The organism is Lysinibacillus sp. fkY74-1 (assembly GCF_053165895.1).
This window is the reverse complement of sequence record NZ_CP170173.1, coordinates 1,359,352-1,385,537: the sequence shown is the minus strand read 5'-3', so window position 1 is coordinate 1,385,537 and position 26,186 is coordinate 1,359,352. Positions and strand designations below refer to the sequence as shown.

General features: G+C 36.2%; 26 protein-coding genes, 2 pseudogenes and 1 other annotated feature. Of the genes and pseudogenes, 12 read left to right on the top strand and 16 right to left on the bottom strand.

Features of this window, described 5'->3' with window-relative positions; genetic code table 11:
• Positions 1-98: 98 nt before the first annotated feature.
• Positions 99-854, top strand: coding sequence for a DUF2087 domain-containing protein (locus ACE1MS_RS06515; RefSeq protein ID WP_031417937.1), 756 nt, complete (start codon positions 99-101; stop codon positions 852-854).
• Between the two features lie 17 nt (positions 855-871).
• Positions 872-1,213, top strand: a complete 342-nt coding sequence (locus tag ACE1MS_RS06510) for a GIY-YIG nuclease family protein (protein ID WP_036162625.1) — start codon at positions 872-874, stop codon at positions 1,211-1,213.
• Between the two features lie 66 nt (positions 1,214-1,279).
• Here ACE1MS_RS06510 and ACE1MS_RS06505 read toward each other — a convergent pair whose 3' ends face one another.
• The 3 genes from ACE1MS_RS06505 to ACE1MS_RS06495 form a co-directional block, all read right to left on the bottom strand.
• On the bottom strand, positions 1,280-1,654 hold the full coding sequence (locus tag ACE1MS_RS06505; RefSeq protein ID WP_031417935.1) for an MmcQ/YjbR family DNA-binding protein: 375 nt from the start codon (positions 1,652-1,654) through the stop codon (positions 1,280-1,282).
• A gap of 98 nt (positions 1,655-1,752) precedes the next feature.
• Positions 1,753-2,571 carry a YitT family protein gene (locus tag ACE1MS_RS06500; RefSeq protein ID WP_012293567.1) on the bottom strand — a complete coding sequence of 273 codons (819 nt, stop codon included), beginning with the start codon at positions 2,569-2,571 and terminating at the stop codon, positions 1,753-1,755.
• A gap of 83 nt (positions 2,572-2,654) precedes the next feature.
• A complete protein-coding gene (locus ACE1MS_RS06495) occupies positions 2,655-3,953 on the bottom strand; it encodes a M48 family metallopeptidase (RefSeq protein WP_036161119.1) in 1,299 nt (432 codons plus the stop codon).
• A 330-nt stretch (positions 3,954-4,283) separates the two neighbouring features.
• Here ACE1MS_RS06495 and ACE1MS_RS06490 point away from each other — a divergent pair, with 330 nt between their 5' ends.
• The 6 genes from ACE1MS_RS06490 (at position 4,284) to ACE1MS_RS06465 (ending at position 8,320) form a co-directional block, all read left to right on the top strand.
• Entirely contained in the window at positions 4,284-4,748 is a 465-nt protein-coding gene (locus ACE1MS_RS06490; RefSeq protein WP_447402777.1) for a LysR substrate-binding domain-containing protein, read from the top strand.
• Between the two features lie 108 nt (positions 4,749-4,856).
• On the top strand, positions 4,857-4,985 hold the full coding sequence (locus ACE1MS_RS06485; RefSeq protein ID WP_447402776.1) for a hypothetical protein: 129 nt from the start codon (positions 4,857-4,859) through the stop codon (positions 4,983-4,985).
• Positions 4,986-5,046: 61 nt separating this feature from the next.
• Complete coding sequence (locus ACE1MS_RS06480; protein WP_036161116.1) at positions 5,047-5,505, top strand: PTS sugar transporter subunit IIA; 459 nt, start codon at positions 5,047-5,049, stop codon at positions 5,503-5,505.
• Positions 5,502-5,765 carry a PTS sugar transporter subunit IIB gene (locus ACE1MS_RS06475; protein ID WP_008174366.1) on the top strand — a complete coding sequence of 88 codons (264 nt, stop codon included), beginning with the start codon at positions 5,502-5,504 and terminating at the stop codon, positions 5,763-5,765. Before ACE1MS_RS06480 ends, ACE1MS_RS06475 begins: the two co-directional genes overlap by 4 nt.
• Before the next feature lie 33 nt (positions 5,766-5,798).
• Positions 5,799-7,067: a PTS ascorbate transporter subunit IIC gene (locus ACE1MS_RS06470; protein ID WP_012293562.1), complete on the top strand. Its 1,269-nt coding sequence runs from the start codon at positions 5,799-5,801 to the stop codon at positions 7,065-7,067.
• A 107-nt stretch (positions 7,068-7,174) separates the two neighbouring features.
• Positions 7,175-7,427 (top strand) — a binding site (T-box leader).
• A gap of 68 nt (positions 7,428-7,495) precedes the next feature.
• Positions 7,496-8,320 carry a hypothetical protein gene (locus ACE1MS_RS06465; RefSeq protein ID WP_012293561.1) on the top strand — a complete coding sequence of 275 codons (825 nt, stop codon included), beginning with the start codon at positions 7,496-7,498 and terminating at the stop codon, positions 8,318-8,320.
• Positions 8,321-8,353: 33 nt separating this feature from the next.
• Here the strand turns inward: ACE1MS_RS06465 and ACE1MS_RS06460 are convergent.
• Positions 8,354-8,794: pseudogene (locus tag ACE1MS_RS06460) on the bottom strand (tyrosine-type recombinase/integrase); the annotation flags it as partial.
• Positions 8,795-9,249: 455 nt separating this feature from the next.
• Here ACE1MS_RS06460 and ACE1MS_RS06455 point away from each other — a divergent pair.
• Together ACE1MS_RS06455 and ACE1MS_RS06450 are read left to right on the top strand one after the other, a co-directional pair.
• Complete coding sequence (locus ACE1MS_RS06455; protein ID WP_036215168.1) at positions 9,250-10,236, top strand: BMP family lipoprotein; 987 nt, start codon at positions 9,250-9,252, stop codon at positions 10,234-10,236.
• Entirely contained in the window at positions 10,233-11,894 is a 1,662-nt protein-coding gene (locus ACE1MS_RS06450) for a methyl-accepting chemotaxis protein (protein ID WP_289449264.1), read from the top strand. The genes ACE1MS_RS06455 and ACE1MS_RS06450 overlap by 4 nt, the downstream gene beginning before the upstream one ends.
• Before the next feature lie 55 nt (positions 11,895-11,949).
• Here the strand turns inward: ACE1MS_RS06450 and ACE1MS_RS06445 are convergent, their stop codons facing one another.
• Complete coding sequence (locus ACE1MS_RS06445; RefSeq protein WP_012293557.1) at positions 11,950-12,708, bottom strand: SDR family NAD(P)-dependent oxidoreductase; 759 nt, start codon at positions 12,706-12,708, stop codon at positions 11,950-11,952.
• Positions 12,709-12,873: 165 nt separating this feature from the next.
• Between ACE1MS_RS06445 and ACE1MS_RS06440 the strand changes: the two genes are divergently transcribed.
• Positions 12,874-14,064 carry a helix-turn-helix domain-containing protein gene (locus ACE1MS_RS06440; RefSeq protein ID WP_036161107.1) on the top strand — a complete coding sequence of 397 codons (1,191 nt, stop codon included), beginning with the start codon at positions 12,874-12,876 and terminating at the stop codon, positions 14,062-14,064.
• Positions 13,955-14,230 (top strand): TIGR03943 family putative permease subunit, encoded by a 276-nt coding sequence (locus ACE1MS_RS06435; protein ID WP_447402775.1) that lies wholly within the window; start codon positions 13,955-13,957, stop codon positions 14,228-14,230. Before ACE1MS_RS06440 ends, ACE1MS_RS06435 begins: the two co-directional genes overlap by 110 nt.
• 36 nt (positions 14,231-14,266) lie before the next feature.
• On the opposite strand, the gene ACE1MS_RS06430 is transcribed toward ACE1MS_RS06435, so the two are convergent.
• From ACE1MS_RS06430 to ACE1MS_RS06380, 11 genes and pseudogenes are all read right to left on the bottom strand, one after another.
• Positions 14,267-15,550: an NtaA/DmoA family FMN-dependent monooxygenase gene (locus ACE1MS_RS06430; protein ID WP_447402774.1), complete on the bottom strand. Its 1,284-nt coding sequence runs from the start codon at positions 15,548-15,550 to the stop codon at positions 14,267-14,269.
• A 225-nt stretch (positions 15,551-15,775) separates the two neighbouring features.
• Positions 15,776-16,906 carry a CamS family sex pheromone protein gene (locus ACE1MS_RS06425; protein ID WP_036215160.1) on the bottom strand — a complete coding sequence of 377 codons (1,131 nt, stop codon included), beginning with the start codon at positions 16,904-16,906 and terminating at the stop codon, positions 15,776-15,778.
• Between the two features lie 280 nt (positions 16,907-17,186).
• Positions 17,187-17,582, bottom strand: coding sequence for a VOC family protein (locus ACE1MS_RS06420; RefSeq protein WP_036161101.1), 396 nt, complete (start codon positions 17,580-17,582; stop codon positions 17,187-17,189).
• Between the two features lie 147 nt (positions 17,583-17,729).
• On the bottom strand, positions 17,730-18,644 hold the full coding sequence (locus ACE1MS_RS06415; protein ID WP_031417922.1) for a D-alanyl-D-alanine carboxypeptidase family protein: 915 nt from the start codon (positions 18,642-18,644) through the stop codon (positions 17,730-17,732).
• A 90-nt stretch (positions 18,645-18,734) separates the two neighbouring features.
• A complete protein-coding gene (locus tag ACE1MS_RS06410; RefSeq protein ID WP_051800228.1) occupies positions 18,735-19,829 on the bottom strand; it encodes a sensor histidine kinase in 1,095 nt (364 codons plus the stop codon).
• 22 nt (positions 19,830-19,851) lie between these two features.
• Positions 19,852-20,544, bottom strand: a complete 693-nt coding sequence (gene vanR / locus ACE1MS_RS06405) for a VanR-ABDEGLN family response regulator transcription factor (protein ID WP_200991328.1) — start codon at positions 20,542-20,544, stop codon at positions 19,852-19,854.
• Between the two features lie 227 nt (positions 20,545-20,771).
• A complete protein-coding gene (locus ACE1MS_RS06400; RefSeq protein ID WP_036165920.1) occupies positions 20,772-21,359 on the bottom strand; it encodes a pyridoxamine 5'-phosphate oxidase family protein in 588 nt (195 codons plus the stop codon).
• A gap of 130 nt (positions 21,360-21,489) precedes the next feature.
• Positions 21,490-22,263, bottom strand: coding sequence for a DUF817 domain-containing protein (locus tag ACE1MS_RS06395; RefSeq protein ID WP_012293547.1), 774 nt, complete (start codon positions 22,261-22,263; stop codon positions 21,490-21,492).
• Positions 22,264-22,502: 239 nt separating this feature from the next.
• Positions 22,503-23,930: an amino acid permease gene (locus tag ACE1MS_RS06390; RefSeq protein ID WP_031417916.1), complete on the bottom strand. Its 1,428-nt coding sequence runs from the start codon at positions 23,928-23,930 to the stop codon at positions 22,503-22,505.
• 276 nt (positions 23,931-24,206) lie between these two features.
• On the bottom strand, positions 24,207-25,112 hold the full coding sequence (gene rocF, locus ACE1MS_RS06385) for an arginase (protein ID WP_031417915.1): 906 nt from the start codon (positions 25,110-25,112) through the stop codon (positions 24,207-24,209).
• 489 nt (positions 25,113-25,601) lie between these two features.
• A pseudogene (locus ACE1MS_RS06380) lies at positions 25,602-25,957 on the bottom strand (transposase); the annotation flags it as partial.
• Between the last annotated feature and the right edge of the window lie 229 nt (positions 25,958-26,186).

Genomic DNA, 26,186 nt, shown 5'->3' with positions numbered 1-26,186 from the left:
GATGTGTTTTTTATTGCTTTATAACAAACAATTTGTTATTTTAATAATAAATAAGCAAACAAATATAAAAATCGTTTGTTTTTAACGGAGGATTCCTAATGGATGTAAATGAACTATTTTGGCAAGCCCCTATCGATAATCTAAAAAAGGGTTATATCGACGATGAGACACATTTCACTTGTCTACTATGTGGAGAAGAAATAGAAAAAGGAATTATTTACCCGTACGATGGCTTACTGTATGAAGCCGAAAAAATGATGCAGCACCATATTACAATTACACACCAGTCTGTATTTCATTACTTAAATGGACTCAATAAAAAAATGACCGGCTTAACTGAGCATCAAAGTCATATTTTACGCTTATTTTATGAAGGTAAATCAGATCAGGATATAAAAAAAGAATTAGAAATTGGCAGTGCCACGACTATTCGTCATCACCGTTTTGCGTTAAAGGAAAAAGAACGCCAAGCCAAGACGTTATTAGTCATGATGGAATTACTGAAGGAACAAGATCGAAAGGAGGATACGTTTGTGTCTATTCATAAAACAGCTACAATGGTTGACGATCGCTATAATGTCACTCTCTCAGAAGAACAACAAGTATTAGCGAAATTATTTCCACATGGTGTTGGTAAGGAGCTAGTTCGTTTTCCTAAGCGTGAAAAACAAAAAATTATAGTACTTCGTGCCATCTCAATGCTTTTTGACAAAGAAAAACAATATACGGAAAAAGAATTGAATGAAATCATCAAACCCATGTATGAAGACTATGTTCATATACGCCGTTACTTAATTGAATACGGTTTTCTGGACCGCCAAGCAGACGGTAGTGCTTACTGGGTAAAAAAATAAGAAGGCAGGTCATGAAAATGGATCATAAAAAAGAACTAAAAGAAATGTATAAGGACATGAAAATTGAAGCGGGTGTTTTTACAATGACGAATACACAAACAGATAAAGTATTTGTCGGTAGCTTTAATAATTTGAAACGGTTAAATGGTTTTCAATTTATGCTCAAAACTAATACACATACGAATAAGGAGCTTCAGGCGGACTACAATTCATTTGGTCAAGATGCCTTCGAGGTGAAAATCGTTGAGTATTTAAAGAAGAAGGAAGAGGGTTATTTCGATGCTAAAAAAGAGCTTGAAAAGCTAGAGCAAAAATGGCTCGACACACTAAATCCTTATGGTGAGCGTGGTTATAATTGATTATAAAATAAGCGCATTTACCAATAATCAAGGTAGATGCGCTATCCCTTACTCATAGGAGTCTTGTTATTCTTTTGCTTCCAATAGGTAGATTTCCTGCTGTGCTGTTTTCGTTAATTTACTAAAAACAAGTTCATACGAATGCTTAATAAGATTCTCTACCAAATCCATCGGGACATCTTCAGCATCCATATAAATGGAGTTCCAATGCGTTTTATTCATATAGTAGCCAGGTATAATGCTGGCATAGGCTTCTCTTAATTCCTCTGCTCGCGCAGGCTCACATTTTAACGTTAGCACTGGCCTACCTGTGGTATTTCCTCCAATCATGGCATACATCTTCCCGCCTATATGATAGCGATCTGCTTGCCATTCTTCCTTATAGTCATACGTTGTTCCTTGCAGCTGAAGACAATTTGCATGAATCGTTTCCTTTTCCATTTCCATTCCCCTTCCAAGATCAACTAGTTACCTCTAAAATAAAAAAACACACGTTCGATTATAATTAGTATAATCGAAATCATGTGTTGAGAATAGCGTTATTTACTTGTACCACGATCAAACATCCCCATCACCTCGGTTGTTTGCAAAATATTCACAAACGACTTAGGATCGGTTTCCTTAATCGTACTTTTTACATCAGCCAGTTGATAGCGTGTAATAACCGTAATTAACACTTTACGGCCTTCGCCAGAATAGGCTCCTTTCGCATCGATAATCGTTACCCCTCGATGAAGCTTTTCTAATAACTGCTGTTTGACCTCTTCGCCTTTATTCGTAATAATCATAAGGGTTAATTTAATATGGCTTGTATGAATCGTGTCCACTACTTTTCCGGTAGCATAAATGGAAACAAGCGTTAATAGCGCTGCATCCCAGCTAAAGACAAAGCCGGAAGCTGCCACTACGATACCATTCATAGCAGCAATTAAAGTACCAAGCGGAAAATCACGTTTACGGCTTAGTAGCATAGCAATAATATCAAAGCCTCCAGAGGAGCCTGCTGCTCGGAAAATCAACCCCATTGCAACACCTACGATGACCCCACCAAATAAGGAAGCAAGAATTGGCTCTTGTGTGGCCTTGTAAATCGGAATAATATATAAACTTACTGATAAAACAGCCACCGATAGAATTGTATAGCTAATAAATCGTTTCCCAAGCTTCATCACACCTAAAATGAGCAGAGGTAAGTTCAATAGTAAGTTTAATACCCCGGTATTCAACGGCGTTATAATCCCAAGCATAATAGCAATACCGCTTAATCCCCCACTTAAAATTTCATGAGGAATTAACAAAAAATTATAAGCAAAGGCTACTAAAACGGAAGAAAGTGTAATAATAATCACATTACGCATGATGATGTCCCCTATAAACGACCAAATTTTGATACATCTTTTCCATAGACTACCCAACTTACTTACTGAGAAAACCTATTTACTTACTTTTTCTTCTGTTCTTCCTTTAAAGGACCCTCTTGTTTCTGTTCGCCATTATCAGCGACCTTATCAATACGCTCCAGCATTGGAGGATGTGTATAACGGAACCATTTCACCAAAAGCGGTGGATTGACCTCGCTTAAGCCTGAAATGGTTAGCTTTTGAAATGCCGTTACCGCCGCTTCCCGATCATTCATCAAGTTAATCGCATATTGATCTGCTCTCGATTCCTGGTATCTGGATACGTAATTAGACACGGGATTGGAAGCAAATAATAATATGGAAGTAATTAGTAAAAATAATGGGTAGGAGCTAATATTACTAATTTTATTAATGTTGAATACCTGTCCATATCGTGAAGCTAAGCGTCGCATAATTTTGGCGGTTAGCCATAAACCAACTAAAGAGAGTAAAAGATAGCCTACAATGCCAAAATAAATATGTTTTTCAACATAATGCCCCATTTCATGCGCCATAATAAACAAAATTTCATTATCCGTCAATCTGTTTAATGTAGTATCCCAAAGAACAATTCTTGAATTGCTACCGATCCCTGTCACATAAGCATTTAGGGCATTCGTCTTCTCAGCCATATTCACCTCGTAAACATGCTCTGCCGGGATATGAGCCTGGGTAGCAAGTGAAAGTATTTTGCTTTCCAGCTCTTTATTTTTTAACGGATAAAAATCATTGTACAAAGGGTCGATCACAACTGGCTGAATAAACATCACAAAAATTGAAAAGGGGATGGTTAATAGCCATGCATAGAGCCACCATCTTTTTTCACTCTTTTTAATGAGCCAATAGAGCACTGTCACTATGATCAAGGTCATTCCAAAGTTCACCCAAAAATCAATGACACCATCCTTCATCCAAGATCCAAATGCTTGCGTGCTGATGCCATAGCTTTTACTGAGATAATAACGATAATAGTCCAGTGGGAATAAAACGACATAGACTAGTAATGACAATAAAAATAAGTAGGTTGCATTTTGCAAAAGCTTCCACTTTGTTTGGGATGTGCTCACTTTCTCAAAATAACGTGAGACACCAAACAGTAATATCATGAAGTAAACAAGCCATTCCAAGGGAGTAGCTACAAAAAATAAAAAGTTCCGTATTTTTGAGTATTCACCACTTAATAATAGTTCCTTACCAGACATAAACATCACTGGATCAGCAGCAGTTCCCTGTAAGGCACTTGGAATTTTACCCCCTCCACTGTGGAATATATACCAGTACATACAAAGCACGTAAACACCGAAAAATAGTAGCGCAACAATGCCGATTTTTTTAGCTATATCAATTCCCCCTCATATCAAACAAAGTTCGTCCTATAGTCAGTGTAAGCGAAATTATCAAAGTTAGAACAAATATGGACTACTTTTTATCATCTCTTTTTTGCAAGAAAAAATTCGCTCCATTTCTAGCAATGAGGACCATATATCCTTCTCATTGTTTTAAAATGTCGTGAATTTAAGATAGTCTTATTATATATCCATTACAAATGTTGTTTTCCCACGTTGATCTTCACTTAAATAGCTTGCGGATAATAAATGGTATCTCTTTGTTTCCTCGTAATAAGTAAGCATCTGCTACAAGCTTTTGCCCTTCATCTGATAAATCAACCTATGCTTTTGCTGCTCCTGCATGTTTCGCTTCGCTATATTGAAAACCTAATAGCTGGCCATATTGGCTCCCTACGACTAGGAGCAAGCGGATTATCTGCATATATTTTTATGCCAGATTTAATTCATCAAGTTTCACTGGCTTATCCAGAGATTCGTATTTCGTTAGAGGTAAAAACAGCTCCTGAAATTGAAAATAAAGGGGCGCTTCAGGAAATAGATTTTGGGCTCATTATGGAAACTAAACAGGAAAATACTGCCCTTCAATACGAGACAATCGGAGAGGATTCCCTTGTTTTGGCATTCAGTCCAACACATGAACTTGCTTCTAAAAGAGCATCACCAAAGAGGATGTTCTTAAAAATAAGCTTTTATTGCATACTTCTTCTAGCTCCACGAATCACTTTATCGAAAAGTGGATGGACCCTTTTCAGCCTTCTACTTATACCATCGAATTGGATTCTGTGAGTACAATAAAAAAAGGCTGACCTTCTTAAAGAACTTAGCCTTCGTTTCTGATGCCTTAATTGAAGAATAGTTAAAATCAGGTCTACTAATGAAAAGGATTTACAGGATGTGACGCTTCAGAGTAAGATTCAATTTATATATCCTAAAACTCGTTTAGATAATGCCATTGATGAGTTTGTCAAAATGTCGATTTACAAAGTAGCACAGCGATTAAAAATGTCTTCAGTTCTGACATAATTCCACAGATAGCCGTAATAAAATGCAATGGGGATATATTTATTAGAAAGGAGGAAAGTATTTGCTAACCAAATTGCTGACAAAGGATTGTATCCAAATTGCAAACGTTGTTCCGTCCTGGCAAGAAGCTATTCGTTTAGCTGCCACCCCATTAGTCCGTCAAAACAAAATTGAACAGCGGTATATCGAGGCAATGATTCAATCCATTGAGCAATATGGTCCTTATGTCGTTATTACACCGAAAGTCGCTCTTCCACATGCACGACCATCAGACGGTGTCTATGCTCTAGCAGTAAGTTTGCTATGTTTACAGCAGCCTGTTTTTTTCAGCCCTAATCAGCCTGTCTTTTTAATTTTTGTTTTAGCTGCTATGGACAATACTTCACATCTACAGGCATTGGCTGATCTAACCTTAGTGCTACAACATCCGAATCAGGTTGATAGCCTAATTGCTTGTCAGCATGAGGAAGACATAAGTGAGAAAATTAAACAATTTACGACAAAGGAGTCAGCAGGATGAAAATATTAGTCGTGTGCGGTAGCGGATTAGGAAGTAGCTTTATTTTAGAATTAAATGTAAAGAAGGCATTAGAGGCTATGGGCAAAGAGGCTGAGGTGACCCATACGGATTTAGCATCCGCAAAGGCGGAGAAAGCTGATATTTATTTAGGTGCGGCCGATATTGTGAATGAATTAGCGAAAGACAACGCAATCATCGTGAGTATCGTCAATATGATGAATATATCGGAAATTAAGGAAAAGCTGGAACCTTGGCTTTAAGCAAAAAAAAATTGGATAGGATGAGGTGTTGGTATGTTAGATGTTATCATGCATGACATTTTAGGAACACCAGCTATATTAGTCGGCCTATTCGCATTTGTTGGTTTACTAATTCAAAAGAAATCAAGCTCCACTGTTCTTTCTGGTACTTTAAAAACAATTATGGGCTTCGTGATTCTTGGGGCAGGAGCAACAGTCTTAATTGGCTCGTTAGATCATTTTAGTAAAATGTTCGACCATGCTTTTCAAGTTCAGGGAGTTATTCCTAACAACGAAGCTATCGTAGCAGCTGCCCAAACTAATTTCGGAACAGCAACTGCACTCATTATGGTATTTGGGATGATTTTCAACTTATTACTTGCGCGATTTACGCCATTAAAATATATCTTTTTAACTGGGCATCATACATTATTCATGGCTTGCTTAATCGCTGCTTCTTTATCTGTTGGTGGAATGAGTGGGACACCTCTTATCATCGTCGGCTCTATTATACTGGGGCTTTGTATGGTAGTATTCCCTGCTATTTTGCAACCAACTGTCCGCCAAATAACAGGCAATGATGATTTTGCTGTCGGTCACTTTGGTAGTGTTGGTTACTATGTATCAGCTAAAATCGGAAAGCTCTTTGGCAATAAAGCAAAATCAACAGAGGATATACAGGTACCTAAGTCACTTGGCTTTTTACGAGATACCTCTGTCGCCATCTCTTTAACTATGAGTGTATTCTTTATCATTGTAGCGTTTTTCGCAGGGCCTTCCTATATTGAGGCTCAACTATCTGATGGATCTAACTTCATTATTTTCGCCATTATGCAAGCGATTACATTTGCAGCTGGTGTTTATATCATTTTAGCTGGTGTACGGATGTTAATTGCTGAAATTATTCCAGCCTTTAAAGGCATTGCTGATAAACTTGTACCAAATACAAAGCCTGCACTCGATTGCCCAACTATTTTCCCCTTCGCCCCAAATGCTGTTATCATCGGTTTCTTATTTAGTTTTTTAGCTGGACTTGTTTCAATGTTTATACTACCTTTCATCGGACTGAAAGTGATTGTTCCAGGGCTAGTTCCCCACTTCTTCACTGGCGCTGCAGCAGGTGTGTTTGGTAATGCTACAGGAGGCAGAGTTGGTGCCATGTCAGGTGCCTTTGCCAACGGTTTATTGATTAGCTTTATTCCTGCGATACTTCTGATTTTTATGGGAGACATCGGCTACGAAGGAACAACATTTGGTGATTCAGACTTTGGTGTTATCGGCATTATTATTATTAATTTATTAAAATTATTTGGAGCTGTTTAAAATTTAGATAAAAGCCCTACGCACAATATATCAAGACCTAATTTTAAAATTCCATTGATTTTATTTTCTGTCTAATATATAATCATAAAAAATTAATTTACTTTATATAAAATTCTATGAAGAGAAAGAGTACGTTATTGTTTCTGTTCCAAAGAGAGCTGGTGTTTTGCTGAAAACCAGTGTTCAGATAATAACCGAAAATCATCTCTGAGAAGTAAAGTCGAATGTTTAGTAGGCTTTATCGGTTTCCTCCGTTACAAGGGACAACGTATGATAGTACGTTTGTAAAGGGTAGTAAAGTGTTATTCAAACACTTTATTAAACAAGAGTGGTACCGCGAGTTTCAATCTCGTCTCTTACTGAGACGGGATTTTTTTTTTAGAGAATATTTTCACAATAAAAATTTAAGAAAAGCAGGTGAAGGCGTAATGAAGACATTATTATTTGTAACAGATTTATATTATGAAGCAAAAGGAAGAAACTATTATGAAGAGGATTTATTTCTAACCTCTAAACTTAGAGAAACCTTTAGTTTGGTCATCTGTCATCCTGAAGATATTGAATCATTTGAAAATGATGTTGATTTAATTGTTTTCCGAAATGCAGGTCCAGTTGCAAATTTTAAAGACAAATATGAAGCATTCCGTAACCGAATTGTTTCTAGACATTTAAACACATATAATTCGTTTAATGGAAAGGCTGACATAAACGGAAAAGAATATTTAATAGAACTAACAAATGCTCATTTTCCTGTTATTCCAACGATTGATACTCTTGATTCCTTAAATAAACTCCCTGATGTAGACACGTATATCTTAAAGCCGAAAGATGGAGCAGATTCTATCGGGATGGATTTTGTTACAAAAGATGAATTGAGTGAAAAAGTTAATTCAGAATCGAAAAATACATTAGTACAACCATTTATCAATTTTGAATATGAAGTCTCATTTTATTTTATCGATAAAGAACTTCAATACGCCCTTTATGCACCAGATAAAGATAAAAGATGGGAATTGAAAGAGTATGTAGCTACAGAAGAAGATTTAGCTTTTGCTAAACGTTTTATCGACTGGAATAATCTTGACTGGGGGATTCAACGAGTTGATGCCTGTCGAAGCGAACAAGGGGAGCTTTTATTAGTCGAATTAGAAGATCTAAATCCCTATCTTTCCTTATTAGAATTATCTGAAGAGACACGTCAGAACTTTGTAGAAGCAATGAAAAAATCATTACAAAAAGCTCTTCAAGCCTAATCTTAATCAATTATTTTATTTAGAAAATGGAGGCGAAACATACATTTCTCGTTCAGCAGTCTTTAATATTGCACCATTTTCTAATTCCCTTCGATCCACTAAACGAATTCGATGTCCCTTGCCATGATCAAAAATGAAACCCTCCATGAAAAGAGCGAGAGCTTCTCCAATATGCAATCCTTTGTTAAATAACAATTGAATTAAGAATGTATTTCGAATATTGGGGGTTGCTTCTAATCCTTGCTGCACTTGTCCTTTGTGAGTGTGTCTACTTTTTTTCGTGGTTCCTTTAATTTAAGTATATTTCTGATAGAGGGTTAATCCTTATTTACATGATGTAAAAAAATTTTTGTAACGTGAGTGTCTCTCTGTAAACAGTTGTTTCATCAGCTTTTCCATCATGTCATTTTACACTTCTTCATTCCGATAAAGGTCGTCATAGAAATTTGCTATAACTGTAATTGTAAGGTAAATTGTCTTTTCCGCTCGTTTTGCTTTTTCTTGTTGGAGGAGAGTAACATTTGAACTCTGATAAGGGCTTCAAAGACCTCATTACGCCTCCCGCTGTGAGCTGCGCACTCCACAAAAAACAACCATACGCTCCATTTATTGAATACATACTTTACGATATTTTCAACATCTAATTAACAAATCTAATATCCTCTTATTAGTATAGTCTATTTAACAAATTGCGTTGGGCTTTTTTGTTATTGTACATACGTGGGAAAGTGGGAAACTTTAATAAATTTATTACTTGATTAGTCATCAAGCTTTAGATTATTAACTTATTATGTATATAGATTTGGATATATATTCTTATAGATTCTACAGAAATTTATTTTATTCGTCGTCTGACATCAGACTAAAAATATTAAATTTTTGCCGATATATACTTTATAACTAGGAAACAACAGGAGGTAGTACACATTTTGAAGAAATTAATGGTGGCTTGTCTTTTGATTGCTCTATTAATAGCAGGTTGTTCATCGGCTCAGACAGAAACATCAAAGGAAGACTATAAGATAGGCGTTTTACTATCGGATGCTGGACTTGGAGATGAATCATTCAACGATTCTGCTTTTAAAGGACTTGAAAAGGCGCGGGATGAGCTTGGTATTTTATTTGATTATAAAGAGGCACCAGATGGAAATTATGAGGAAAAACTACAGGAGCTTGTAGAAGAAAAATATGATATTATCATTGGTCTCGGTTTCTCTGTACAAGAGGCACTAGAAAAGACTGCGAAGCAATTCCCGGAGCAACAGTTTGTATTGATTGATGGACAGTCAGATGTGAACAACATTATTTCTATTACCTTTAAGGAGCAGGAAGGAAGCTTCTTAGTTGGTATGGTGGCTGCTATGACAAGCAAAACAGGAAAAATCGGCTTTATTGGGGGGGCAGATGCTCCTGTTATCCATCACTTTGAAAATGGTTTTATAGAAGGAGCTCACTATGTAAACCCAAATATTGAAATTATGAGTGACTATGCAGGAACCTTTGATGATACACAGGCTGGTGCGGCAATCGCTGATAAATATATTCAACATCAAGTTGATTTTATTTACCACGCTGCTGGTTTTACAGGCTTTGGGGCGATTAAAAAAGCTGAAGAGATGGGAATTTATGCAGCTGGGGTTGATATCGATCAATTTTATATTGCTGAAAAAACAGTCGTCACTTCTATGTTAAAGAATGTTGACCATGCTGTTTTTCAACTCGCAAAAACATTGGTGGACGAAGGTAAATTAACTGAAAAATCCTTGGCTCTAGGGCTAGCCGAGCAAGGTGTTGGACTAGCTGATATCCGTGTGATTACATTAACGTCTGAGCAACAAGTCGCTATTGAAAAAGCCCGTGAAGCGATTGTTGCAGGCTCGATAAAAGTTTCTGCAGAAAAGAGGGATAGCCAGTGACACTACGAAAGAAATTATTTATGAACACGTTGATCCCCATCTTGCTGGCAATGGGGATGATTGGTTTTATTATTGTTCAAACATTTTCCATTCAAACAACAGCACAAGACGATACCGCACTATTACTCTCAGTGAAAGAGCTTGAACAAAGCTTCGTAGTTGCTAGCCAATCATTAAACAACTACACCTATTTAGATAGTGAAGCCAATAAAAACGAAGCGCTTGCTATATTACAAGAAACAAAAGTCAATTTAGGTGCATTAGCATCTCTGACAAAAATTCCTGAACATCAAAAATTAATCAATAAAATATCGAATAAATTTACAGAGCTTGAAAAAGCTACAAAATCGGGTTTCCAAGATGACAATCGTTCAGAAATTAAAAAGCAATCTCTTCGAATTAAAGGCATTTTAAATGATATGTATTTGTTAAAAAAAGAAACAAATGAATGGTATCAAGAGATGATACAAGTAACAAAGCAAAAAATTGGTTTTATTATTACAACAGCTATCATAGGCAGTATCCTATTAATCTTAGCAACGATTATTTATTCCTATGTAGCTGCTAAAAGAATTACCAAACCTATCAACCAAATTGTAGAATGTGCACAGAGCGCAGCTACTGGGGACCTTACAATAGATACCTCCACCCTTTCCTATCAATCAAATAGCCGTTATGAGATTGATCGATTGACGGAAAGTTTTTCACAAATGATGACGAATTTAAGGAGCACCGTGTTGTCCATTGATCAAATAGGCAAGGATGTTAGTTTATTTACACAGGATGTAACAAGCCATATGCAAAATATTAACGAAGGTAGCAATCAAGTAGCCGGATCTACTGACGAATTAGCAAAGGGTAGTTACACGATGTCAGAAGATATACAATCGGTCGCGATGCTCATGAATAATATGTCGGATCAATTTAAATCCGTTGCTCACACAACGGAGCAATCAGCTATACATGGTAAACAGGCATTGGATGCCGTTCAAAATGGGCAATATACATTGGAAAAACAATCTACCATTGCAAAAGATATTCAAGGCGCTTCACTAGCAATAAAGAATGCAGTTACTCAATTTTCACAATTTACAACAGAAATTGAAGGAGCAGCTAATGCTGTTCATACCATTGCCAGTCAAACAAATTTATTAGCTTTAAATGCGGCTATTGAAGCAGCCCGTGCTGGCGAAGCAGGAAAAGGATTTGCCGTTGTAGCCGATGAGGTTAAAAAGCTTTCTTCGGAAACTGAAAATGCCACAAATTTAATTTCTTCGATGGTGACTCATATTAAAGATGGTATCGACCACATTCTAGTTACGGCTGAAAGAGGGCATGAGCTTTCAAATGAGCAAGCACAATCAATGCTAGAAACGGAACATTCATTTGCAGCCATTACTAATCATATCACTGATATCCATCAAGATTTACAGCATCTTACTAAGGAAATGATGCAAACAAATGAAATGAGCCAGCAAGTGAATGGGACGATTGAAAATATCTCTGCGATTACAGAAGAAACAGCGGCGGGTACAGAGGAAATTTCAGCATCCACGCAGGAACAACTAGTATCCTTCCAGAAAATAAATACAAAAATCGTCGATCTTCAAAAAATGACGGATACATTAATGAATGAGCTAAAAAAATTCACTTTATAGCCCCAATCAAACATGAAAAAATCCAGTGGCTAGTCGTGCACTGGATTTCTTCATTTTACAATGTTAAGCCGCCATCAACCACTACGATAGAGCCTGTCATATAGCTTGCTTTGTCTGAAGCTAGGAAAACAACCATTTCTGCTAACTCTTCTGGTTTAGCGTAGCGTCCCATTCTCATATTTGGAATTTCCTCTGGAATATAGCCACCTGTTTCAAACATAGCAGTGACACTGTTTGTTAACGCTGTTTCTACTCCGCCAGGACAAATCGCATTGATACGAATACCTTTTTTCACATATTCTAATGAAGCAGATTTCGTTAAACCTACAACCGCATGCTTACTTGCAGAATAAATGGCCATACTATGCTCGCTACGAACGCCCGCTGTTGAAGCCGTATTTATAATCGAGCCGCTACCTTGTCCTTCCATAACTTTAATCACATGTTTTAAGCCAAGAAAAACACCTTTTACGTTGATTGCCATAATACGATCATATTCATGATCAGTAATCTCTGTTAATGGGGAGATTTTCTGAATCACGCCTGCATTATTGAAAAACACATCAATACGACCATATGTTTCAACAGCAGCATTCACATATTTCTCTACATCTTCACTGTTCGAAACATCGGCCTGAACGAAGATTCCTTCTCCGCCTTGCTCTTTCATCAAGTTTAATGTCTCTTCTCCCGTTTCCTTGTTGAAATCAACAATCACGACTTTTGCACCGTTGCTAGCAAGCTTTAAACTGCTTGCTCTTCCAATACCGCTCCCTGCACCCGTTACAACTGCAATTTTATTTAAAAGTTCCATCTTCCATTCCTCCCTAGTATGTTGAATACATGGTCTATTTTATTGCTACTTTCCCCTTTTTTATTGTATTATTTTACACAAAATAGTACTTTCCCATTGTCTATTCATAAAAATTGAAACTGCTTTCATTTTGATAGCACCATTAAGGACTGAGGTGTGTAGAACGTGAAAATATCCACTATCGACCTTCAATACATAAGTCAATTAATTTATGAAATACATCATCTTCCTGTTTCTTATATTCATGCATCGGGAGAAATAATTTTTGAATATGCATCAGCGGAATGTCTCAATCATTCATCCTATTGTTCTATAAAGGAACAATTGAAAACATATCCTTACCATACGTCTTCAACCGACTACCCGATTTTTTTCACGATCGCTAATGTTAATTTTTTCTTTATCAACCTCACGATAAACGAACAATATTTGGGAGCCTTAATTGTCGGACCCTCTCTTTCACCACAAATGGAGGAAATCACTGATTATGAGCATGAGCCTATTCCTACTCTTCATTATCAGGAATACTTAGCTATTAGTTTATTTGTTTATTATTCCATCTATCAGCGAAAATTAAATAAAACAGCGGTTATTCATTATAATCAAGAGCTAAAGCCCCTCATTCGTCATGAGGGACATACAGCGCTTGAGCTTTCGTATGCCAGAAGAAATGATATCGTTCATACAAATCTTTACTACGAAAAAATATTGTTAGACAATGTGAAAAATGGGCGTATGGAGAAATTAACAGAAGTCTTGAATTATTCCATTGTTGAACAAGCGGAACTAGGAGTACTTTCAAAACGCAATAATTTAAAAAGTGTACAATATTTGATGATTACGGGGATTGCCCTAATTTGTCGTGCAGCGATTGAAGGTGGGTTAAACGAAGAAACAGCCTTTACATTAAGTGATTTTTATATTCAAAAACTAGAGGATCAAAATAATTTAATCGACATTCTTTCGTTAATGGAGGAAGCTATTTACGACTATACTAGCCGAGTGGCACAAGCTAGTACAAGGAAATTTTCAGCACCCATTACTACTTGTGTCCATTTTATTGAAAATCAATTATATGGGGATATAACTCTCGATCAGCTTTCAGCTATTTGCCATTTAAGCCCTAATTATCTTTCTTCTTTATTTAAAAAGGAAGTTGGGATTTCCTTTACTGAATATATTCAGCAACAAAGAATCGATGAGGCGAAAAAGCTTTTAACATTTACAAACTATCCAATTTTAGATATTGGCTCTTTACTTAATTTCACAGACCAAAGCTATTTTATTAAAGTTTTTAAGAAATTTACGGGTATCACCCCTAAGCAATATCGTAGGCTTTCTAACAGAATTCTCTGAGGCACCTACGCTCTCAGAAGATACATGGCTCGAAGTAGTCGGCACAATTGGTCAAACAACTTATGAGGGGGCAAGCTTACCTGTCATCCATATTGATAATTGGGTAGCAATTGAACAACCCGAATCACCCTATCTTTATCCTATTAATATTCGGATGAGCTTCTAGCGAAAAGGGCAAAACGATTTGTTTGCCCTTTTTCGTTTATTTATTAGATAATTGCACGTTTAAGCCTAAATGGGAACTTAATGTACTACCTTCATATTCAGCTCGGAATAACCCACGCTCTACTAACATAGGGATAACATCGCTAAAGAATAAATCCAAAGATTTCGCAGGACCACCTGGAACAGCAATAAAGCCATCCAATGCCCCCTTCTGATAAAAAGTAACGATTTGATCGACAATATCATGTGATGTGCCGATTGCTACAAGATGTGCAGATCCAATTACTTCTGGACGAGCAAGCAATCCCTCAACAGATGGTTCATTTTCCATGATGTAACGACGAACAAGTTTAGCATGTGTTCGACTGCGTACTTTCTGATTCTCAGGTGGTAACATATCCACTGTTACAGGATCATGAAGTGCCATATGCCGAACATTCAAACCAATGACTGACTCTAAAGCATTGTAACGACGCTCCAGGGTTAAATGTGCGTGTGCTTGATGGTACATGTCTAATGCTTCTTCATATGTATCTCCAATAAAGAAATAGAGTCCTGGTAATAACCGTATATCATCTGCTGTACGTCCCACGTTAACAGCACGTTTCCGTAAATCATTGCGCATTTCAATACCAACCTCCATAGCTGGTGTCGCCGCAAAAATGGCATTCGATACGGCTGCTGCAAATTGTCGCCCTACGTCTGATGCTCCTGCTTGAAATAAGGGAATTTCTCCTGCCGGATGCATCGGTATATTTAACGGCCCCTTTATATGGAAAAACTCTCCCTCATGATTGATAGGCTTCATAAGTTCTTTTATTTTCTCTATATCACCATCTGTTTCTAACATTTCATATGGATGACTATGCCATAGCTGCTTCACAATCTTAGTACATTCAGCCGCTTTAGCATAGCGCTCCTCTGAGGAAGGCATAGGCTCGTTACTAAAATTATAGGCACCATCAATGGAAGTCACAATATTCCACCCTACACGCCCACCACTAATCCAATTCAAGGATTGTAATTGACGGGCAATCAAATAGGGTGGTGTAAAGGATGTAGAAATGGTCGTTACTAATCCTATTTGCTTCGTTTCTCTGGCCACTGTTGCCAATAAAAAGCTAGGGTCTAACCCAACTGTACCTTTTGTTTTAGCCATTAATTCTGGATGAGCCATTAAATAATCTGCCTTAAATAAAAAATCTAATTTGGCCGCCTCCGCACGCTTCGCAAATGCAATATGCTCATCAATCAATGCACCTTTCTCACCATCCTTGTCATGCACAGCTAGATGCATACCAATAATGAGATGTCTTTTCATGGATACTTCACTCCTTTTAAATGAAAATGATTATCATTTTCATCATACCCATTCATTTTAAAGATTGCAATGCCATTTGCCATAAAAAAAGAGGTGCCTCAGTTATATGGGCACCTGTACTTTTAAACACTTACTATAAAGGATAATATAGGTATTATCATCCATGAAAAGTTTGACCTCTTTATTAACAGCTAGCCTAAAATAAACATTTACGATGTCGAGAAGTTAAATAGGCTTTGCAAAAATTTGTTTTTCAAGAGAGTCCCAAAGGACAATTCCTACATCTTGTTGCTGATCAATGATCCGAACTGTAATGGGAATATAATCGATTAATATCCTATTTAAATTGGTACTTATGAGCTGTAATAGACCAATCAGCTCTGGTTCATTTATAAGTGGAGCGTTCACCTCTATTTGAATATCTGTTAATTTGCCTTTTTCATATTGTAGCTTGCCAAATATTTTTAGGTTTAAATGTTTAAATCCTTTCTGAATATCCTCTTTGAAAAGCAATAGTTTTGTATACATATTCTGGTCTAAAGTATATAACGCTTCCGAAGGGAATATATAAAATTTCTTATCTATTTCAGCCCATTTTGTAATGGTAGCTTCCCCATGAGGAATAAACGTTTCTGCTAAAAATACCCCTGGAATAATATCATTTATATTCGATTCCTGAAATAACGTAAGGTAAATAGGAACATTCGGTATTTTTACATTTCCCCTAATATCTTTAACTATCTTTTCAGCTACTTTTTTACCAAAGATTTTGACATCATTAATTTCATCATTATTTTGGTCTACCTTCACTTGCCCAGTGTAAATTAAACCTTCATCATCAGTTACTCGTATATCATAATATTCATTTAACGATATGGCGATTGACATTCCCTCTATTTTATTAGTTTCTTTATTAATAAAATCTTGTTCCAATACATGAGAAAGGATTAAGGGATACCTCTTTTCATCCTCTAATACATTATCGGTTTGATGTTCGATAGCGGGGTTTAAACCCACATCTTCATTGGTTTTTCTACTTAGCCATTGGCTAATTGTTTTACCACTTAAATATTGACCTTCCTGCATATAGAACTTCTCTGTGGAAAAATGATTGACTGATAATTCCATTAAACCTCTTTCTATTTCATTCATATTTAATGCATTATTCATATTCTTAATAATGGAGCCTCTAGCAATATTAAATTTAGCAGGTTGTTGAATTTCATACGTTTCCTTTTTTTGAATAGACGATATATACTTTTTCTCATCCTTCGTGACCTCCTTCATCTCACTATTACAAGAACTTAATAACAAGAGGGATGCCACTGATAATAACATTCGTTTTCTTCTTTTCATTCCATTTACTCCTTGATCACTATGTAGCAATTCAAACTCCTTTATTAAAGATACCAAATTTACCAAAATAAAACATTATTAATTTGAAAATTTAACCACTTTCATCCCTTCTGACGATGCGTTACCACCAATTAAAAAAAGACCTATGTCCGTAAAAGAACATAAGTCTTACTAGTTGTTTGCATAGGGGGTTAGTTTTGATGAAGTCGGTTTGCTCTGAGTTTTTATGACCCTTCAAGCACTTTTCCCTACTTACTAGGCAAATGCTACATCAGTTTGCTTATTTTGCATTTTTATCTGGCTGATGAATACCAAATACATTCCCTTCCGTATCCATATAGTATCCCTGCCATGCCATACCGGGTAATGCATACTTGGGCATGGCTACTTGACCACCATTTTCAAGAATACTTGCTTCTGTTACATCATAACTTTCTACACCCATCGTACAGGCGAATCCATTCATAGCTTGGTTTGGCTCCGGAGGAGGACCTTGACGTTGCATTAAAGCGCCATCAATGCCATGCTCATCCTCACCACCTGTTACTGCCCCAAAATAGGGCATCCCTGCGTAGTCACTCCAATCTTGAAATGACCAACCAAAAACGTTCCCATAGAAATTCTTTGCTCTCTCCATGTCACTTACATGAATTTCAAAATGCACTAATCTCCCCATTGTATCCTCCTTAGTAGCAAACATGTTTGAATACATTTACTATAAAGCATTTTTTGAAGGATGAAAATAAAACAATTAGTAATTTTCTATTAATTCAGCATTGGTTGATTTATGACGATTCTCTAAAGGTTAATCTTCTACACTAATTTATAATTGACTATACACGGAAAATGCATCTGTTATATTATATTGTTCTGTTCGGGAATTTCCTTCCGCTCCCACTGTTACTAGGATGTATTCTTGTCCATTTATTGTAGCTAAACTTGCTAAGCATAAACCCGCGTCGTCAGTATAACCTGTTTTTCCACCTAAAATTTCTCCGCCTGGTAATGCTCTTGTTGTCATATTTTGAAACATTTTATTTGTAAAAGTTATCCCCTCTGGATGACGATTTGTAGGTTTGATAGAATATCTTTCGGCTGTATAAACTTGACGAAACTCATCATTTGTTAATGCATATTGCAACAGTAAAGACATATCTTTAACAGTCGTATAATGATCTGAATGATGCAATCCAGTAGTATTCATAAAATGAGTATTTTTCATGCCTAACTGTTGGGCCTTTTCATTCATTAGATTTACAAATTTTCTTTCCGAACCAGCAATATATTCAGCTAAACCGATGGAAGCCTCTGCCCCTGATGGCAGCATAGAACCATATAATAAATCCTCTAGCGTTAGCTTTTCATTTGGGAGAAAACCAGCAAGTGATGCATTCGCTTCGTATAAATTATTAAATATATTGTTCCCTAAAACAATTTCTTCCTGTAAATTAGGAATCTGCTCGATAGCAACTAAAACCGTCATCATTTTTGTTAATGACGCAGGGTAAATAACTTCCTCGCTATTTTTATCTATCAAAACTTTATTGTCATCCAAATTCACTAAAATAGCATTTGAGCTATATAAATTAACATTCATCATATCGCCGCTCTTTGTTGGCGTGTCGAATGATTGTGTGTTGACTTGTAAGCTTACAGGTGTTTCTTTAGCCCATATAAAATAAACAAACAGCATGACGAACATGAATAGTATAGTAAAAATTCCTTTTCTCTTGAACATATAAAAACAACTCCTTCTCATTATGTCTTTATTCAAACATAAAAAGAGGAGCTTTATTTTAATTAACTATTAGTGAATTCTTAAGGTTTCTTAAGAATTACTCGGAAGCATGACAGTAAATATAGTTTTTTCGTTACTTGAAGTAGCTGTAATGGTTCCTCCATGGGCTTGTACAATTTCATTTGAAATAGCTAATCCTAGTCCCGCACCACCAGTTTGTGTGGATCTTGCATTATCTAAACGATAAAACTTTTCAAATATCATCTTTAATTTTTCTGGAGGAATCGTCTTTCCTGTATTCGAAAACGAAATAAATGTCTCGTTATCTTCGTTTTTAGCACTAATTTCAATTGTACTGTTTGGATCACTATAGGCCATTGCATTTTTTAAAATATTATTAAATACTCTTGCTAATTTATTTCCATCTGCATATATCGTAATCTCTCCATCTATATGGACGATTGCCTTTTGGCCTCTAGGTGCTAACAATGGATAAAATTCATCGGCGACTTGCATCAACATATAGTTTAAAGGTATTGATTCTTTCTCTAAAATAATGGATTGTAAATTAAATCGAGTGATTTCAAAAAACTCGTTAATTAAATGCTCAAGCCGATAAGATTTTTCGAGCGTAATCGTTACATATTTTTCTTTTTGCTCTATAGGCATGTCCTTAGCCTCGTCTAAAAGGCTTAAGTAGCCAATCATCGAAGTCAAAGGAGTTTTAATATCGTGTGCTAAATAAACAACGAGGTCATTCTTCCGTTGCTCCGCCTCTTGCGCATCCCTCGCTCGTTTTTCTAATTTATTTTTTACATCATTTAATTTTTTCTCTAAAAAATCTAGCTCTGCGGGAAGACGGATCTCCTGTTCTGACTCGTCAGAAAGCATGGAAATACTAGAACTAATTTGATGAAAATAGCGAGTAAAACGAGATAGGGCCATATAAAAAATAACTAGAAGTAATAAAATGAATCCAATCGTTAGCCAAAGGGGTTTATTTTGTTGGAATAATACAAAATAAGCTTGTCGGGCTGCATAATAATCTAATTGTAAAACATTTTCACAGAAGGACATAAAAGCATTAGCAAAAGGCGCTTGCAAAACACCATCGATGAGGGCGAAGTTGATAATAAGACCAAATAAAATGGCCACGACAAGAATAAAGATAATTTGTAAAATCATTTTCCTCTTCAGTCTTCCAAACTCATTTTTCAATGGTATACCCCACTCCCCAAACCGTTTTAATAAATTTTGGGTTCTCTACAGAATCTCTCATTTTCTCGCGCAAATGCCGTATATGAACCATAACCGTATTATTACTATGGAAATACTTCTCTCCCCAAATTTCCTGAAATAACTCTTCTGAGCTAATAACCTTCCCTCTATTCGAGCTTAAATACCACAATATAGAAAACTCTGTAGGTGTAAGGGATAATTGTCTTTCATTTAACAAGACTTGTCTTGTATTTTTGTTAATCATTAAACCTGCAAAATCAATTGTATCCTCATGTGGCTTGGAACTTTGATTGTATAACGTAAATCTTCGCAACTGTGCTTTAACGCGAGCGACCAGCTCTAATGGTCGAAAAGGCTTCGTAATATAATCATCTGCTCCTAAAGAAAAGCCATTTATTTTATCAATTTCTTCTTCCTTCGCCGTTAGCATAATCACAGGGAAATTATAGGTTTCACGTATTTTTTGCAAAATGGTAAAGCCATCAATCTCTGGCATCATAATATCTAAAATAGCTAAATCTAAACCTTCACGCTCAATACAAGCTAATGCCTCTTGAGCTGAATAATATTTAAATACATTATAATTTTCATTTTTTAAATAAAGCTCAATTAAATCTGCAATTTCTTTTTCATCGTCGACTACTAAAATGTTCAAACGAATAGCCCCTCTTTCTATCCTCTTATTTCCCATGATTTTTCACAGGCATTATAGCATTTACTTATAGCTATATCTATAAATAAGAATAGTTTATTTTGAAAACCAAATAAAAAAGATTCGGAAATAACATATTTCCAAATCTTTTTGTATATCGAAATAAGTAAAGTCGTTCATTTCCACGGGAAGGAGCGGCTCCCCTCGCTTCGCTTCAATTTCATCTTTTAAGTGTATTAATTGGATGAATCGATGGCAGTAGAAGAAGTTTTTCGAGACATATCTTGCGTTACTATTCTCCCTGGATAAAATTTCATTTGTTCATTTAATTTATTTTCTTTGGCTGTTATGGCAATAGGTTTCACCTTCAGTACCAATGTTTTACTCCCTAAAGAAGACTGATACTTTTCGATATGTGTTTTCGATAAATGAGTAAGGTAATAGCTCGGTACATATTTATCAAGCATTGCCTGCATGGCAGCCGTTGATTCATTCAAATCTGTTACTATTTCTATTTGACCATTCGCCACAACACTCATATATGCCGTATCCGTTTCAGCAGGAATGGGATCTACCATTGTTCCAAACGATTCGCATACAGTAATGCATGCATTTGGATTGTTCTCGATAATATTTATTTTTCTCCCCTCATTCGCTCCATGAAAATAAAAATATCCATCTTTAAAGACATAATTTAATGGAATAACATAAGGCATATGTTCATCCACTAATCCAAGAAAAGCAGTTTGTGCGTCTTCTAAAAATTGCTTGATATGGCTGTCATCTGTACATACTTTTAGATGCATTCGAATGTCCGTTTCCATTTTTCAACCCCCAATTCTCTTCTACAGAGGAGTCTACAGCAGGAAGGACACGTAAAAAAGGCACAGTTTGATGAAAACCGGTGGGTACAACTTCAAACTATCGAATTAGGGAAGATTTTATTTTTCTCTTTTACTCTTCCGAATCTCGATAAAATAATTTGAGCTGTGCCACTATCATAATGCTAATAACGACTAGTAAAAACCAAGAACTAATCTTCCCAAAATGAACGATCGTCCAAGCTACCTCTTGATTGGGGTATGACCATGCACCAAAAAATGTAGCAATATTTTCCGCAATCCAAATGAAAAATCCAATTAAAAAGAATGACACGACAATTGGCATTTGATAGATGTTATCCCGTACAGTAAATTTGACAACAGTACGGTAAAACACTATGAAAAGTAAAGCCATTAACAGCCATCTCAAATCATACATAAAATGATGTGTGAAAAAATTCAAGTAAATCATGGCCCCCAGTGGAATAGCTATATAACTTTTTGGCCAATTGACAATCTTTAAATCAAACCTGCGCCACGCTTGGCAAATATAACTGGCTACACTCGCATACATAAAGCCACTATATAATGGCACACCTCCAATTTTTGACCAAGCCTCTTCTGGATAAGACCAAGAATTAACATTCACTTTATAAAGTTCAAGAACAAGCCCAATAATATGAAACAGACAGATTACTTTTATTTCATCTTTCGATTCTAGACCAAATTTATACATCAAGTATTGTGTCACTAGACAGATTATTAAAATGAAATCGTATCTTGCAACGCCTGGTATATGAATTACTTTTGAGAGCGCGAGAGTCATAAATATAACTACAGGAAAAATACAAGATAATGATTGATGGTACGTAAAGTACCCTAAGTCTTTCAAAAAATTCTTCATCATTCATCCACCTCAGTAATGATACAAAGTTTGAGGAACTTAGCTTGCAAAACTAAATTCTTCTTGTATGAAGAATATACGATTAATTATCTTATTTCAATATTTTTTTATCGATAATCAATAAATTTTCCCCGCTTTTTATAGGAACAATTTTTTATGAAATACGTCCTTCATTTTCTAAATTTGTGGAATTTAGAAGGGAAAATAGAAAAGAGTAGCCGTCTTAGCAGCTACTCCCATAGTTAAAGATACATTTTTTGATCTAATTTTAACTGTACTTCTTGTTGGCTTATTTTCATCACCTTAGTCTTCTTCACTTTTACGTAATAAACGACGTAACAGCCGATAAAGAATGCTCCACCACAATAAAGTGCTAATCGTTGCGATGGATCAAATGCCAAGCTTGCCATAACAATACAGTTTGCGACTAAACCGATAATTGGAATAATGGGATAAAGTGGAGCTTTGAATTTTAAATCCTCCACTTTTCCACCTTGTCGTACATAGGAACGTCTAAAAGCGATTTGTGATGCTGTAATGGCAATCCAGCCTATTTGAGCGCCTAAACCTGCAAGCGATAAAAGCCAAACAAAAACAGTTTTTGCAGCGAAAACACTAGACAGAAGTGATAATCCAGCTACAGCAAGTGTTATTAATAATGCGTTCATAGGAATCCCTCTCTTATTCACCTTCCCTAAAGCTGGGCTAGCCATTTTTTCAACGGAAAGAGAGAATAACATACGCGTTGCTGCATATAGACCCGAGTTAGCAACCGATAATAACGCTGTTAAAATAACGAAGTTCATGATGTCAGCCGCATAAGGTATACCTATACTATCCAATACAACTACAAATGGGCTTTCAACAACTCCAGCTTTATCCATAGGAATCATACCTGCAAGCACAACAACGGATAGAACAAAGAAGAAAAGCGTACGCCATACGGTTTGTTTAATAGATTTAGGAATCGTTTTTTCTGGATTTTCACTTTCACCTGCAGCAATACCAATTAACTCTGTCCCTTGGAATGAAAAATTCACAGTGATCATCGTTATAAGCAATGCTGTTACACCATTTGGAAATAGTCCACCCTCATAAAAATGAGTAAGGAATGGGGCATTCGTTCCATCCTTCATATCGATCAAGCCAAACATCGCTGCTCCCCCAACTCCTAGGAACATAATGATAGCTAAAATTTTAATGCTAGAAAAAACAAACTCTGCTTCACCAAATGCCTTTGCTGATAAACCATTTAATAAAAAGAGCAAGGCCCCGAAAATTAAACACCACATCCATACGGGTGATTCAGGAAACCATCTTTGCATAAGTTGTCCAGCCCCTAAAAATTCAAGGGCAACCGTTACCGCCCACCCCAGCCAATAAAGCCAGCCAACAGCAAAGCCTGTAGCAGGACCAATAAATTTCGTCGTGTATGTTTGAAATGAACCAGATACTGGCATAGCTACTGATAATTCACCTAAACAAAGCATCGTTAGATACATCACTAACCCGCCTACTAAATACGAAAGAATAGCACCTGTTGGGCCGGCTTGATTAATGGTAAAGCCTGATCCAAGGAAAAACCCTGTTCCTATACAGCCTCCAAGTGAGATCATAAACAAGTGTCTAGCTTTCATACTTCTTTTTAATTCATATTGTTCTGATGCCATAAAAAAACCCCTTATGCTACTATCTTGTAAGCACTTACTTTTGTAGGTGCAAAAAGATAACTATTAGAAATATCAATAGATTTGATTTTTAAAATTTAATCTATTTTGTGAACAGTCAATTTTCTGACAAATAAAAGTTCCCGTTTAGTCTAGAGCATTAATTCGTTCTATTGTAAACTACCATTAGGGAGAGCAATTTTCTAATGTTCGGTTGTGGCGACCTAATTTTATTAAAAAGTTCTTCCTTATCGCTCTTGCAACTTCCCTATCGTTTGCTTAAAGTAATGTATCGCCAAAGAGTGAGCTGATTAAAGCTACGGCAGCGATAGCTGTTTTATTATATTTATCTAATACCGGGTTTGTCTCTACAAACTCTGCAGAAGTAATAATATTTGATTCTGATAGCATTTCCATAGCTAGATGACTTTCACGGTAGCTAATACCACCTGCCACTGGCGTTCCTACACCCGGAGCATCATTAGGATCAAGGCCATCTAAATCTAACGATAAATGGACACCATCAGTGCGCTCCTTTAAATATTCAATCGTTTCAGCCATTACGGTCGTCATGCCTAAACGATCGATTTCATGCATCGTATAGACCTTTATACCAATTTCCTTAATTAGTTGCTTCTCACCCGGATCTAAATCACGTGCCCCAATAATAACAACATTTTCAGGCTTAACTTTTGGCGCATAACCACCAATATTTGTAAGTGCCGGATGACCAAGTCCTAAGCTTACTGCCAAAGACATTCCATGAATATTACCTGAAGGTGAAGTTTCACCAGTATTTAAATCACCATGGGCATCGTACCAAATAACACCTAGATTCTCATAATGTTTGGAAACACCTGCTAATGTACCAATGGCAATACTATGATCTCCTCCTAGAACTAAAGGAAAGCGTTTTGAGGAAATAACTTGATCTACTTTTTGACCAAGCTTGTCATTAGCATCTGCTACCGTTTTTAAATTTTTTAAGTTAGTTGTTGCTTCTATTTCTACTTCTTTATTAACAAGTTCGATAGTCAAATCCCCTTCGTCTTGAATGGAATATCCAAGACCCTCAAGTCGATCTGTTAGCCCAGCATATCGTATGGCACTTGGCCCCATATCAACTCCTCTTCTTGTTTGACCCAAATCCATTGGCACCCCAATAATCGTAACTTCTTTGCGCATAATAATTTCTCCTCTCCAATAATTACTTTCACAGTATAAAGAAAATGAAAAATTGACTCAACTCGACATTATTTTTAATTTTTATACAGTTTGGATTATTGAAAACATAGATTTTATCATGCATAAATGACTGCATAAACAGCAAACCAATGCATACAAAAACAGTATTTTACAATTTTACATCTTTTATTGTCAGAAATTTCAATATTGAAACAGTAAAACTATTCTTTTTTTATCGTTTTTTCCGAAAATTTAAATGGTAATTTAAGATTTTAATACAATTTAAAGGTATAATATTAAAAATGTATCCTTATTTGGTTATATCAGGACCATTTTTTACTACTAAAAATTCTATTAAGTAGATTTACCTTTTCATTTTTGGACAGAAAAAAAGCCTTACATCATAGCTGTAAGGCTTCAGTCTGTCGACAAAAGGAATTGAGAAGTTCACACTCGATTCCTTTTGTCATTTTTTCTCTTTCATTATGTTTAAAAATGATAATTTGATATCCAATAAAACAGACTCTTCAAGTATAAGAACTCTTTTAAGCCGCCTGCCACGGCTAGTTTTTTGGTAGCAAGAGAGTAAGTATAGGCCTGCATGGACAATTTTTTCAGACCACTAGGTTGTCCATCGCATACCATGATTTTCCTTTGCATCGGCAAAGACATGCTCAATCGTTTCTTTACGCTTGCATAAATTTGTTTGATGTCATAGGAATGGCGTAAATGTTCAGCTTCCTCCACATACAATTCCCCAATATGGCGTTGAATGAGTTTTTTGTGATTCTTACTTTCCGTACATTGGGAAAGGCTTAACACTTAGCACCATTCAAAGGTTTCGATGTATTATCACCCCAAAAATTTACCTATGTAGATGGGGTACTTTATGTAGAAGTTGATCGGAACGAAGGGCGGTGACTCCAGCGGGAAAAGCGGGAAAGTCGAGATCCTGGACTGAGTGAAGCGAGGGAAGCAGCTCGACCCCGCCCGCGGAAAGCGTCCGCCCGTAGTGGAAATCAACGGCTTTACTTTATTTCATTGAGTTTGTCTACAGTCTGAAGCCTTACATCA

Coding starts and splice junctions, on each gene's coding strand:
- ACE1MS_RS06400 (WP_036165920.1), bottom strand. CDS start 21,359: ATGGAAACGGACATTCGAATGCATCTAAAAGTATGTACAGATGACAGC.
- ACE1MS_RS06395 (WP_012293547.1), bottom strand. CDS start 22,263: ATGATGAAGAATTTTTTGAAAGACTTAGGGTACTTTACGTACCATCAA.
- ACE1MS_RS06500 (WP_012293567.1), bottom strand. CDS start 2,571: ATGCGTAATGTGATTATTATTACACTTTCTTCCGTTTTAGTAGCCTTT.
- ACE1MS_RS06470 (WP_012293562.1), top strand. CDS start 5,799: ATGTTAGATGTTATCATGCATGACATTTTAGGAACACCAGCTATATTA.
- ACE1MS_RS06410 (WP_051800228.1), bottom strand. CDS start 19,829: ATGATTTTACAAATTATCTTTATTCTTGTCGTGGCCATTTTATTTGGT.
- ACE1MS_RS06445 (WP_012293557.1), bottom strand. CDS start 12,708: ATGGAACTTTTAAATAAAATTGCAGTTGTAACGGGTGCAGGGAGCGGT.
- ACE1MS_RS06425 (WP_036215160.1), bottom strand. CDS start 16,906: ATGAAAAGAAGAAAACGAATGTTATTATCAGTGGCATCCCTCTTGTTA.
- ACE1MS_RS06430 (WP_447402774.1), bottom strand. CDS start 15,550: ATGAAAAGACATCTCATTATTGGTATGCATCTAGCTGTGCATGACAAG.
- ACE1MS_RS06390 (WP_031417916.1), bottom strand. CDS start 23,930: ATGGCATCAGAACAATATGAATTAAAAAGAAGTATGAAAGCTAGACAC.
- ACE1MS_RS06465 (WP_012293561.1), top strand. CDS start 7,496: ATGAAGACATTATTATTTGTAACAGATTTATATTATGAAGCAAAAGGA.
- ACE1MS_RS06415 (WP_031417922.1), bottom strand. CDS start 18,644: ATGTTCAAGAGAAAAGGAATTTTTACTATACTATTCATGTTCGTCATG.
- ACE1MS_RS06510 (WP_036162625.1), top strand. CDS start 872: ATGGATCATAAAAAAGAACTAAAAGAAATGTATAAGGACATGAAAATT.
- ACE1MS_RS06490 (WP_447402777.1), top strand. CDS start 4,284: ATGCTTTTGCTGCTCCTGCATGTTTCGCTTCGCTATATTGAAAACCTA.
- ACE1MS_RS06505 (WP_031417935.1), bottom strand. CDS start 1,654: ATGGAAAAGGAAACGATTCATGCAAATTGTCTTCAGCTGCAAGGAACA.
- ACE1MS_RS06475 (WP_008174366.1), top strand. CDS start 5,502: ATGAAAATATTAGTCGTGTGCGGTAGCGGATTAGGAAGTAGCTTTATT.
- ACE1MS_RS06515 (WP_031417937.1), top strand. CDS start 99: ATGGATGTAAATGAACTATTTTGGCAAGCCCCTATCGATAATCTAAAA.
- ACE1MS_RS06420 (WP_036161101.1), bottom strand. CDS start 17,582: ATGGGGAGATTAGTGCATTTTGAAATTCATGTAAGTGACATGGAGAGA.
- rocF (WP_031417915.1), bottom strand. CDS start 25,112: ATGCGCAAAGAAGTTACGATTATTGGGGTGCCAATGGATTTGGGTCAA.